The organism is Actinacidiphila glaucinigra (assembly GCF_900188405.1).
GTDB classification, from domain to species: domain Bacteria; phylum Actinomycetota; class Actinomycetes; order Streptomycetales; family Streptomycetaceae; genus Actinacidiphila; species Actinacidiphila glaucinigra.
Window position 1 is genome coordinate 169,957 of sequence record NZ_FZOF01000018.1, and the last position, 11,311, is coordinate 181,267.

Annotated in this window: 7 protein-coding genes and 1 rRNA gene; 4 read left to right on the forward strand and 4 right to left on the reverse strand. The window is 73.5% G+C overall.

Annotated elements, in window-relative coordinates:
* Window positions 1-11 precede the first annotated feature (11 nt).
* Entirely contained in the window at window positions 12-2,363 is a 2,352-nt protein-coding gene (locus CHF15_RS28975; RefSeq protein ID WP_089226844.1) for a glycoside hydrolase family 31 protein, read from the reverse strand.
* Window positions 2,364-2,583: 220 nt separating this feature from the next.
* Here CHF15_RS28975 and CHF15_RS28980 point away from each other — a divergent pair, with 220 nt between their 5' ends.
* Window positions 2,584-4,599 (forward strand): acetoacetate--CoA ligase, encoded by a 2,016-nt coding sequence (locus tag CHF15_RS28980; RefSeq protein WP_089226845.1) that lies wholly within the window; start codon window positions 2,584-2,586, stop codon window positions 4,597-4,599.
* 36 nt (window positions 4,600-4,635) lie between these two features.
* Here the strand turns inward: CHF15_RS28980 and CHF15_RS28985 are convergent, their stop codons facing one another.
* On the reverse strand, window positions 4,636-5,955 hold the full coding sequence (locus CHF15_RS28985) for an aminotransferase class I/II-fold pyridoxal phosphate-dependent enzyme (protein ID WP_089226846.1): 1,320 nt from the start codon (window positions 5,953-5,955) through the stop codon (window positions 4,636-4,638).
* Between the two features lie 47 nt (window positions 5,956-6,002).
* Between CHF15_RS28985 and CHF15_RS28990 the strand changes: the two genes are divergently transcribed.
* Together CHF15_RS28990 and CHF15_RS28995 are read left to right on the forward strand one after the other, a co-directional pair.
* Window positions 6,003-7,352, forward strand: coding sequence for an MFS transporter (locus CHF15_RS28990; protein WP_245939086.1), 1,350 nt, complete (start codon window positions 6,003-6,005; stop codon window positions 7,350-7,352).
* 32 nt (window positions 7,353-7,384) lie between these two features.
* The gene (locus CHF15_RS28995; RefSeq protein WP_089226847.1) at window positions 7,385-8,317 is read left to right on the forward strand and encodes a hypothetical protein; all 933 of its coding nucleotides are present in this window, start codon (window positions 7,385-7,387) and stop codon (window positions 8,315-8,317) included.
* Between the two features lie 73 nt (window positions 8,318-8,390).
* On the opposite strand, the gene ptsP is transcribed toward CHF15_RS28995, so the two are convergent.
* Both ptsP and CHF15_RS29005 read right to left on the reverse strand, forming a co-directional pair.
* Window positions 8,391-10,061, reverse strand: coding sequence for a phosphoenolpyruvate--protein phosphotransferase (gene ptsP, locus CHF15_RS29000; RefSeq protein WP_089226848.1), 1,671 nt, complete (start codon window positions 10,059-10,061; stop codon window positions 8,391-8,393).
* Window positions 10,062-10,142: 81 nt separating this feature from the next.
* Window positions 10,143-10,592 (reverse strand): PTS sugar transporter subunit IIA, encoded by a 450-nt coding sequence (locus tag CHF15_RS29005; protein WP_089226849.1) that lies wholly within the window; start codon window positions 10,590-10,592, stop codon window positions 10,143-10,145.
* A gap of 603 nt (window positions 10,593-11,195) precedes the next feature.
* Here CHF15_RS29005 and CHF15_RS29015 point away from each other — a divergent pair.
* A 16S ribosomal RNA gene (locus tag CHF15_RS29015) occupies window positions 11,196-11,311 on the forward strand; the annotation flags it as partial.

The following is an 11,311-nucleotide window of genomic DNA, read 5'->3' on the forward strand; positions in this document are numbered from 1 at the left end:
CCGAACGGCCGCTAAAAGGCGGCGCCGCGCACCCGCACCCGGTACCCCACCTCGTCGTGCTCCTCGCGCACCACGACGACCTCGCCGTCCGATACCCGTGACGTGAAGCGCTCCACCCGCGGTTCGGCCCAGCCGTCCCCGGCGTCGGTGACCAGCGTGCCGCCCCCGTCGCGCCCGGGCGCCGGCGCCCACACCTCCAGGGTCACCGTGCCGTCCTCCTCCGCCACCGGCACCACGGCACCGGCCCTGGCCAGCACCGGGACGCGCTCCTGCGGCGCGGGCAACAGCACCTGCCCGGGCCCCTGGTACGCCTCCCCGGTCACGGTGTCATACCACAGGCCCCGCGGCAGCCGTACCGCCCGTTCCGTCGCCCCCTGCTCCAGCACCGGAGCCACCAGCAGCGCGTCCCCCAGCAGGAAGGCGTCGCCGCAGGCACGCAGCTTGCGGTCCTCCGGGTCGCCCCACCACACCGGCCGCACATAGGGCGCGCCCGAACGCCGCGCGGTGTGCGCCAGCGTGTACAGGTACGGCATCAGCCGCTCCCGCTCGCGCATCGCCGCCCCGGCCGCCTCCAGCACCTTCGGCCCGAACCGCCACGGCTCGCGGTGCCCGGCGTCGATCGCCGAGTGCGTACGGAAGAACGGGAAGTACGCGGCCATCTGGAACCAGCGCAGATACAGCTCCGGAGACGGGCTCCCGGTGAACCCGCCCACGTCCGGCCCCGAGTACGGCACCCCGCACAGGCCCAGCCCCAGCACCAGCGACAACGAGGAGCGCAGCCCGGGCCAGCCCGTCGACACGTCGCCCGACCAGGTGCCGCCGTACCGCTGCATGCCCGCCCAGCCGGAGCGGGAGAACAGGAACGGCCGGGAGTCGGGGCGCAGTTCGCGCAGCCCCTCGTGCCCGGCCCGGGCCATGGTCAGCCCGTACACGTTGTGGGCCTCGCGGTGGTCGCCGCCGCGGCCCTCCAGGGCGTGCCGGGCGGAGCGGGGCAGAGTGGTGTCGCCGAACGCGGCGAAGGACACCGGCTCGTTCATGTCGTGCCACACCCCGGCGAAGCCCTGGGTGAGCCGTTCCGCGTAGAGCCCGCCCCACCATGTGCGCACCCGCGGGTCGGTGAAGTCGGGGAAGAGCGCGTCGCCCGGCCACACCACGCCGCGTACCGGGTCTCCCTGCGCGTCCCGTACGAAGGCCTCGGCCGCGACCCCGCTGTCGTGCACCGCGTTGCCCGGCTCCAGCTTGACCGCTGGGTCGACGATCGACACCAGGCGCACCCCGTGCCCACGCAACTCCTCGGCGAGCGCGGGCAGGTCGGGGAAGCGCTCGCGGTCGACGGTGAAGACCCGGTGGCCGTCGTAGTGGTCGATGTCCAGGTGCAGCGCGGAGAGCGGCAGCTCCCGTTCGCGGTAACCCGCCGCGACCCGCCGCACCTCCGCCGCCGTGCCGAAGCCCCAGCGCGAGTGCTGGTACCCCAGCGCCCAGCGCGGCGGCAGCGCCGGCCGGCCGGTCAGCGCGGTCCAGGAGGCGAGGATCCGCGCGGGCGTGCCGGGGATCACCCAGTAGCGCAGCGGGCCGCCGTCCATGCGCGTCTCGCAGCCGCCGGGGCGGTCGTGGCCGGAACCCGCGCCCTCCTCGCCGTCGCGCAGGGTCACCCGGCCGTCCCAGGTGTTGTCGTGGAAGACCAGATGGCTGCCCGCGTCGGCGACGACGAGTTGCAGCGGCATGGTGATGTACAGCGGATCGGTCTGCGGCTCGAAGGCGCCGCCGGGGTCGGTGTTCCACAGCCGGTACGTGCCCTCGCCCAGCCGCGGCCCCGAGGCCCGCCCGCCGAGCCCGAACACGGCCGCGTCCGCCGCCGTCTCCGAGCGCTGCACCCAGCGGGGCTGCGCGCCCTCCGCCGTGTTCACCGGGTCCCACCAGCGCGGTGGCAGGTCACGCCGCAGCAGCAGGCCGCCGGGTGTGCGGAACTCCACCGCCCCGTGCCGGGAGACCAGGACCGTGATCCGCTCCGACACCACCCGCCAGCCGTCCTTGTCGGGCTCGATGACGGCCCGTGTGTCGGCGTCGGGGCAGCCGCCGTCCAGCGCGTACGAGGGCTCCGGCTCGGCACCGTCCCAGCCGCAGAACACCGCGCCGCCGGCCGCGACCCGCACCCGCAGGGTCGAGCGGGCGAAGCGGACCAGTCCACCGCCCGGCAGCGGGTCCGCGCCCTCGGCGGGTCCCGGCACCCGCGCCCGCTCCGGTCCCCGCCGCGGGAGGTCCCGCGCGTCCGTACGTTGCCGGCGCCATGCCGCGCGCACCGCCCTCAGCCCGTTCGCCGATCCGACCTGCCGTACCTGTCGCACCAGGTCCCGAGCATCCATAAAGCCCACCCTTTCACCGTTCCCGCCCGCCCCGCCGCCGGCCGGCCGCCTTCCATCTGGCGGCCGGGCACATGCTTCCACCCCCGAATGTGTGGGGTGTGCCCTGGCGCCGGAGACGATCACGTGGCATCGTCCTGCCCATCCGCGACCGGGGACATTCCGCCCGGCCGGGGTCCAGCCGCACATCACGCAGCGTCGCGTACCGTCCGGGAGCCGCCCCATGAGCACCACACCTGAGTCCACCGCCGACCCGGCGACCGAGCGGCCCCTGTGGCAGCCCGGCCCGGACCGCGTCTCCGGTGCCCAGGTGACGCGCTTCCAGGCCTGGGCCGCCGGGCACCACGGCGCGCCCGCCCCCGACACCGCCGACCCCGTCGCCGGCTACCAGGCGCTGCACGCCTGGTCGGTGCGCGAGCCCGAGACCTTCTGGCGCTCCGTCGTCGAGTGGTTCGACGTGCGCTTCTCCACGCCGTACGAGACCGTCCTCGCCGACGCCTCCATGCCCGGCGCAAAGTGGTTCCCCGGGGCCACCCTCAACTACGCCGAGCACGCGCTGCGTCCCGCCGGCGACGTGGCGCGGGCCGATGAACCCGCCCTGCTCCACCTCGACGAGCGGCACGAGATCGGCGCCACCAGCTGGGCCGGTCTGCGCCGCCAGGTCGCCTCCCTCGCCCACGAGCTGCGCGCCCTCGGGGTCCGTCCCGGCGACCGGGTCAGCGGCTACCTGCCCAACGTCCCCCAGGCCGTCGTCGCCCTGCTGGCCACCGCCGCCGTCGGCGGCGTGTGGACCTCCTGCGCCCCGGACTTCGGCTCCCGCAGCGTGCTGGACCGCTTCCAGCAGGTCGAGCCCGTCGTCCTGTTCACCGTCGACGGCTACCGCTACGACGGCAAGGAGCACGACCGCACCGGCGTCGTCGCCGAACTGCGCGCCGAACTGCCCTCGCTGCGCGCCGTCGTGCACATCCCGCTGCTGGGCACGCCCGCCCCCGAGGGCGCCCTGGAGTGGGAGTCCCTGGTCTCCGGCGATCCCGAGCCGGTCTACGAGCAGGTCCCCTTCGACCATCCGCTGTGGGTGCTCTACTCCTCCGGCACCACCGGCCTGCCCAAGGCCATCGTCCAGTCCCAGGGCGGCATCCTGCTGGAGCACCTCAAGCAGACCGGCCTCCACCTCGACCTCGGGCCGCGGGACCGGTTCTTCTGGTACACCTCCACCGGCTGGATGATGTGGAACTTCCTCGTCGGCGGGCTGCTGGCGGGTTCCACGATCGTGCTCTACGACGGCAGCCCCGGCTTCCCCGACACCGGCGCCCAGTGGGGCGTGGCCGAGCGCACCGGCACCACCGTGTTCGGCACCTCCGCCGCGTACGTCATCGCCTGCCGCAAGGCCGGCGTCCGCCCCGGCCGCGACCACGACCTGTCCGCCGTCACCTGCGTGGCCACCACCGGCTCCCCACTCCCGCCGGACGGCTTCCGCTGGATCCACGACGAGGTCAAGGAGGACCTGTGGATCGCCTCCGTCAGCGGCGGCACCGACGTGTGCAGCTGCTTCGCGGGCGGCGTCCCCACCCTCCCGGTGTACATCGGCGAGCTCCAGGCCCCCTGCCTGGGCACCGACCTGCAGGCCTGGGACCCGTACGGCAAGCCCGTCACCGACGAGGTGGGCGAGCTGGTCGTCACCAACCCCATGCCGTCGATGCCCGTCCACTTCTGGAACGACCCCGACGGCAGCCGTTACCACGACAGCTACTTCGAGATGTTCCCCGGCGTCTGGCGGCACGGCGACTGGATCACCCTGACCTCGCGCGGCACGGTGGTCATCCACGGCCGTTCCGACTCCACCCTCAACCGCCAGGGCGTCCGCATGGGCTCGGCCGACATCTACGAGGCCGTCGAACGGCTCCCGGAGATCCGCGAATCGCTCGTCATCGGCGTCGAGGAGCCCGACGGGGGTTACTGGATGCCCCTGTTCGTGCAGCTCGCCGAGGGCGCGGTGCTCGACGACGCCCTCCGCGACAAGGTCAGGCGCACCATCCGCGAGCAGCTCTCCCCCCGCCACGTCCCCGACGAGATCATCCCGGTCCCCGGCATCCCGCACACCCTCACCGGCAAGCGCATCGAGGTCCCGGTGAAGAAGCTGCTGCAGGGGACGCCGATGGACAGGGCCGTCAACCCGGGCTCCGTCGACAACGTGGAGCTGCTCCGGTTCTACGAGGAGCTGGCCCGCACCCGCGGCTGAGCGCCCGGAGGGGGGAGGGGCGGGCCCGTGCCCGCCTCACCCCCCGTACGTCGCGCCGAACTCGCCCAGCACGTCCGCGAAGTCGGCGGCCAGGGCACCCGCCTCCGCGGGTTCCAGACCCGCGGTCGTGATGCGTACGCCCGGCCCCGCGGCGAGCCGGAACCTCGCCCCGGCGGCCACCCACCACCCTCGCGAGCGCAGGCCGTTGACCACCGCCGCCTCGTCCCGCACCGGCACCCACACGTTCAGCCCGCTCGCGCCGTGCGCCGCGATCCCACACGCACCCAGTTCCGCCACGAGTGCCTCGCGCCGCTGCGCGTACGCGTCCCGGGCGGCGTCCACCAGCAGCCGCGCCGCGGGGTCCGTCATCAGCCGCGCGGCCATCGCCTGCAGCACATGACTGATCCACCCCGAGGTGAGCAGCAGGCGCCCGTCGTGCCGCGCCAGGGTCGTCGGATCGCAGGCGAGCGCCGCCCACCGCAGGTCCGTGCCCAGGTACTTGGTGACCGTACGCACCTGCGCCCAGCGCGGCAGCCCCCCTGAGGCGAGGCTGTGCAGCGGCACGCCCGCGACCTCCGCGGCGTGGTCGTTCTCGACCACGAGCACGTCGGGCGCCTCCCGCAGCACGCCGAGCAGCGCGTCCCGTCGCTCGGGCGAGAAGGCCCCTCCGTACGGGTTCTGGGAACGCGGACTGCACACCACCGCGCGGGCCCCGGCCCGCAGCGCGTCGCGCAGCGCGTCGGGCCGCATGCCCTTGTCGTCCACCGCGACCGGCACCATGCGCAGTCCCAGCGCGGGCACCAGGTCGAGCAGATGGTGGTAGCCCGGGTCCTCCATCGCCACCGCGTCGCCCGGCCGCAGTTCGACGGAGAGCAGCCGCCCCACGCAGTCGAGCGCGCTGTGCGCGAAGGTCACGTCGTCCGCCGGCACCCCGTCGCGGTCGAACCACGCGCGGGTCGGCTCCTCCAGCTCGGGCAGCCGCGGAGCCGAGCGGTGCGAACGCGCCCCGGGCGTCACCCGCACCGACGGCGGCAGCTCCGGCAGGAACGCCGGGTCCGGGTGGCCGCCCGCCAGGTCCCGCAGCCCGGCCGGCACCTTCGGCGGTCTCCTGGACGCCACCGACGGCGCCTGCGCGACGACGGTGCCGCCGCGCCCGCGCGTGACGACGATCCCGCGCTGCCGCAGCTCCTTGTAGGCGGTCGCCACCGTGCCCGGGCTCACTCCCAGGCGGTCGGCCAGCGTCCGCACCGGCGGGAGCGCGGCCCCGGGGGGCAACGTCCCCTCGGCCACGCCCCGTTCGACGGACGCGGCAATGCCCTTGGCGCTCGTGCCGCTGATCGCATATTGTGCTGCCACATTCGCAAGTCTGTATCAATACAAACTTCGGGTCAAGGGGGCAGTGCATGCGATTCCCTCGCAGCCGCAGCGACATCGAGCAGCTCGTACCGGGCGGCCGCGACGGCCGCCGCATGCTGTTGGTGAGCCTCACCGACAAGGCCGGATCCGGCCTCTGGTACGGCACTTCGGCGCTCTACTACACCTACGTGGCCGGACTCGCCCCGCACGAGATCGGCCTCCTGCTCGGCGTCGCCGGAGCCGTCGGCGTCGCGGGCACCCCCGTCGCGGGCCGCGTCGCCGACCACGTCCCGCTCACCCGGCTGCTCCCCGCCGTCCACGCGCTGCGCGCCGCGGCCGCCGTCGGCATCCTGTTCACCGGCACCCTCTGGCTGCTGCTCCCCATCGCCGCGCTCGGCAGCCTCGGCGACCGCTCCGCCTCGGTCCTCACCAAGCTGTACGCCGCCCGCGTCGCCGGTCCGGACCGCGTCCGCTACCAGGCACTCCAGCGCACCGTGGTGAACATCGGCTTCGGCATCGGCGGACTCGCCGCCGCCGTCGCCCTGGCCATCGGCACCGGCACCGCCTACCGCACCATGCTCGTCGGGGACGCCCTCTCCTTCGCCGGTGCCGCCCTGCTCGTCCTGCGCTGCGCCGAACCACCCTCGCCCGTACGCGTGGTGGCCACGGCCTCCACCGCCTCCGGCGGGCAACCGCCCCACAGCAAGGCCCCGGCCACCGGCCCCTGGCGCGACCGCGGCTACCTCGCGTACACCGCCACCGAGACCCTGCTGTTCCTCGACGACACGGCGCTCAACGTCGGCCTGCCCCTGTGGATCGCCACCGCGACCGTCGCGCCGCACAGCCTCGTCGCCCTGCTCTTCGTGCTCAACAACGTCCTCGTCGTGCTCTTCCAGGTCCGCCTCAGCCGCCTCGGCGACGAGCCCCGCAGGGCCGCCGCCTCGCTTCCGCTGCTCGGCGTCGCCTTCCTCGTCGCGGGAGGCGCCATGGCCGTCTCGGCCGTGGACTCGGCGGGGATCGCCGTCGTCGCCCTCGTCGTCGCCGCCACGGCCTTCACCGCCGCGGAGATCGTCCACGCCGCGATCTCCTGGGAGCTGTCCCTCGCCCTCGCCCCCGGCCGGTCCCAGGGCGCCTACCTCGGCGTCCACGGCCTCGCGCAGTCGGCCCAGCGCTCGGCCGGCCCGGTACTGCTCACCTCCGCCGTCATGGCCGCGGGCCCGCTCGGCTGGCTGGGCCTCGGCGCCGGACTCGCCGCCGTCTCCGTCGGCCAGCGCACCCTCGTACGCCGCCGCCTGGACCGGCTGGACGCCCTGGAACGGCCCGGTGCCGCGGCCCCGCAGGCCCCAGCCGTCCCCAGCGGCACGGTCACTGTCAGTGGTGCCGATTACCGTGAGTGACAGTTGATCCGTCGTACCGAGGGGGAGCCGTCATGGCACACACCAAGCACCGCAAGCAGAGCAGCCGCCCCGCCCGCGGCGCCGCAAGGAGCGGCCGCCGCACCCTGCGACGCGAGTCGCCGACCACCGTCGCCGTCCTCACCGACCCCGCCGACTTCGCCGCCATGCGCGGCTACCGCAGCTTCACCTTCGACGACCACCCGACCTACCTCCGGCAGATCGAGGGCCTGCTGCGCTCCCTCGCCTCCCGCGGCGTCCACGTCCGCGTGGGCCCCTTCGACCCGGACGAGTACGCCGAGTACTGCGCCGGAACCGGTCACGACCCCGACAGCTCGCGCTCCCGCACGCGCTACGCCGCCGACGTCACCACGACCGGACCCACCGTCCCCTACACCGGACAGCCCCTGGCGCTCCTCGTCACCGAGCTGGAGTACGAGACGGGCCGACAGGCCACCTGGGAACGGGCCTCCGGCATCCTGGCCGACGCCGGCGACTGCTCCGGCTGCGGCGACGACCTCGCCCGCACCTCCTTCGACCGCGCCTCCCAGGCCCTGATGCGCCTTCTCGAAGCCGCCGGACCGGGCCACCACCACCTCGTCTGCAGCGTCCCCGCCGAGGACACCACGCTCCTCGCCGCCATGCACGCCCGCTGCGACGAGCAGGGCATGGTCCACCTCGTCGAGGCCGAGGCCCTGGTCTGCTGCACGGTCCTGGCCGCGGGCTTCGCCGAGGACAGCCCCGGAGGCCTCGTCCTGCGCAGCGGCGCGGGCACCGGACAGCCCCCGCCGGACCGACCGGACGAAGTCCGCGGCTGGACCCTGCGCGACGGCTGGCTCCAGCCCCTCACCGAGGCCCAGGTCTTCAACGCCTACTGCACCGACGCCGAGTCCGGCGACCCCGTACCCCCGGAGCCCGGGGTCGTCCACCGCCCCGGGTTCGTCCTCCCGCCACCGGAGGACGACTGAGCACGCCGGTGCGGGGGAACGCCGAGGGGCGCCCCACCACCGGTGGGACGCCCCTGGCGAGGACGGGAAGCGATCACTCCCCGGACAGCACCGCCTGCGCCGCGCGCCGCGCCTCATCGGCCGTGTCCGTCGCCCGGGCGGCCGCCGCCGCCCGCTCGCACTGCGCCAGGGTGTACTTCGCCAGCGTCGCCCGCACGTAGGGGAGCGACGCCGCGCCCATCGACAGGCTCGTCACACCCAGACCCGTCAGCACGCACGCCAGCAGCGGATCGGAGGCCGCCTCACCGCACACACCGCAGCTCTTGCCCTCGGCCCGCGCGGCCTCGGCCGCCGCGGCCACCAGGTCCAGCAGCGCCGGCTGCCACGGATCCTGCAGCCGCGAGACCGAGCCGACCTGGCGGTCCGCCGCGAAGGTGTACTGCGCCAGGTCGTTCGTCCCCAGCGAGAGGAACTCGACCTCCTGCAGGATCGAACGCGCCCGCAGCGCCGCCGACGGGATCTCCACCATCGCGCCGAACTTCGCGTGCAGCCCGGCCTCCCGGCAGGCGTCCGCGAACGCCTTGGCGTCGACGCGGTCCGCCACCATGGGCGCCATCACCTCGAGGTACACCGGCAGGCCCTCCGCGGCCCTGGCGAGCGCCCGCAGCTGCGTGTGCAGCACATCGGGGTGCGCGAGCAGCGTCCGCAGACCGCGCACACCCAGCGCCGGGTTCGGCTCGTCCGCCGGGGTCAGGAACTCCAGAGGCTTGTCCGCCCCCGCGTCCAGCACCCGGACGACGACCCGCCCCTCGGGGAAGGCCTCCAGCACCTGCCGGTACGCCTCGACCTGCTTCTCCTCCGAGGGCGCGTTCTTCGAGTCGTCCAGGAAGAGGAACTCCGTACGGAACAGGCCCACGCCCTCCGCGCCCGCCTTCACGGCGGCCTCGACGTCCGCGGGACCGCCGACGTTGGCCAGCAGCGGCACCTTGTGCCCGTCCGAGGTGGCACCGGGACCGGAGGTCGCGGCGAGCGCAGCCCTGCGCTCCTCCGCGGCCTTCGCCAGCTCGGCCCGCCGGTCCTTGCCCGGGTCCACGTAGATGTCACCGGTGCTGCCGTCCACGGCGACGACGGTCCCCTCCGCCAGCTCCGTGGCACCCGGCAGCGCCACCACGGCGGGCACCCCCAGCGCACGCGCGAGGATCGCGCTGTGGCTGGTCGGCCCGCCCTCCTCGGTCACGAAGCCGAGCACCAGCGACGGGTCCAGCAGAGCGGTGTCGGCCGGTGCCAGGTCCCGCGCGATCAGCACGTACGGCTCGTCGCTGTCCGGGACACCCGGCATCGGCACCCCGAGCAGCCGCGCCACGATCCGGTTGCGCACGTCGTCCAGGTCCGCGACCCGGCCCGCCAGGTACTCGCCCGCGTTGGCGAGCAGCGCCCGGTAGGAGGCGAAGGCGTCGTAGACCGCCCGCTCCGCCGAGCTGCCCACCGCGATACGGCGTTCCACGTCGGCCATCAGCTCGGGGTCCTGCGCCATCAGCGCCTGGGCCTCCAGCACCGCCTGCGCCTCGCCGCCGGCCAGATTGCCGCGCGCGATCAGGTCGTTGGCCACCGCCTCGACCGCCTGACGCGCCCGGGCCTGCTCCCGCGGCGCCTCGTCCGCCGGAATCTGCTTGGCCGGGGGCTCGAGAACCGCGGTTCCCATGTGCCGTACCTCGCCGATCGCCACGCCGTGGCTGACACCGACGCCTCGCAGCGTTGTCTCCATCTCACCCGTCTCCGGTCGTCGCGGACGTTCGCGACCGCGTTTGCCTGTGTGTATGCGTCGGGAGTGGCCCTGCCGAAAAGGCTACGTCCAAGAGAAGAGCGTGGCCCCGGCGGTCACGTCTCCGTCCTCGACGAGACCGGTCAGCGCCTCGGCCGTCGCCTCCAGCGCCACCACGGGGCACACCGGGGACTTGCCGGCGGCCTCGACCGCCGCGGGGTCCCAGCGCACCATCTCCTGGCCGCGCACCACGGTGTCGCCCTTGTTGACCAGGACCTCGAAGCCCTCGCCGTTGAGCTGCACCGTGTCGATGCCGAGATGGGTCAGCACCCCGTGCCCGTCCCTGTCCACCACGACGAACGCGTGCGCGTGCAGCGACACGACCACACCGTCCACCGGCGAGACAGCCACCGACGGCTCACGCACGGGGTCGATCGCGGTGCCGGGCCCGACCATGGCACCCGAGAACACGGGGTCGGGCACCGCGGCCAGACCGATGACGTGCCCGGTCAGGGGCGACGAGACAGTCGTCATGATGAAGCCTCCAAGCAAGTGGTCCAGACCACTCAAGTCTGCCACCCCCATGAGGCGCGGCATGCCAGGGCGCCCCACGGCACCCCGGATTTGCTCCGACCGGGGTCCTCCAGTACTTTGGGTCGACCCCGCGACGAGAACGCCACGGAAACGTGCGCCCTCAGAGCGGTCGGGTAAATCCGACGGTAAGCATCTGCTAAAGTCGGGGAGCGCGAAAGCCGAAAGGCAGAAACGCAAAAGCAGGAAATTCCCACCGGCGGGAATCGGGCCCGAAAGAGTCTGATAAAGTCGGGAACGTCGAAAGGCGAAAGCCGGAAGACAAAAGCCCCGCTCCAGCAGGGGGCCGGAAACGAAGAGCGGAAACGCGAAACGGATCTGGTAAGGTTGGAGACAGCGAAGGGAAAGCCCGGAGGGGCCGGTGAAACGGTCTCGAAGGAAGCTTCCGTTCCTTGAGAACTCAACAGCGTGCCAAAAGTCAACGCCAGATATGTTGATACCCCGTCCATCCGTTCGGATGGTCGAGGTTCCTTTGAAGAAATACACAGCGAGGACGCTGGGCACGTCGGGATTATTCCTCCCGATGGTGCCGCTCTCGTGAAGACATTCACGGAGAGTTTGATCCTGGCTCAGGACGAACGCTGGCGGCGTGCTTAACACATGCAAGTCGAACGGTGAAGCCCTTCGGGGTGGATCAGTGGCGAACGGGTGAGTAACACGTG

What these genes read in the sequence shown, in the direction of transcription:
- CHF15_RS29005 (WP_089226849.1), bottom strand. Translation starts at nt 10,592, where the DNA reads ATGACGACTGTCTCGTCGCCCCTGACCGGGCACGTCATCGGTCTGGCC.
- ptsP (WP_089226848.1), bottom strand. Translation starts at nt 10,061, where the DNA reads ATGGAGACAACGCTGCGAGGCGTCGGTGTCAGCCACGGCGTGGCGATC.
- CHF15_RS28980 (WP_089226845.1), top strand. Translation starts at nt 2,584, where the DNA reads ATGAGCACCACACCTGAGTCCACCGCCGACCCGGCGACCGAGCGGCCC.
- CHF15_RS28995 (WP_089226847.1), top strand. Translation starts at nt 7,385, where the DNA reads ATGGCACACACCAAGCACCGCAAGCAGAGCAGCCGCCCCGCCCGCGGC.
- CHF15_RS28990 (WP_245939086.1), top strand. Translation starts at nt 6,003, where the DNA reads ATGCGATTCCCTCGCAGCCGCAGCGACATCGAGCAGCTCGTACCGGGC.
- CHF15_RS28975 (WP_089226844.1), bottom strand. Translation starts at nt 2,363, where the DNA reads ATGGATGCTCGGGACCTGGTGCGACAGGTACGGCAGGTCGGATCGGCG.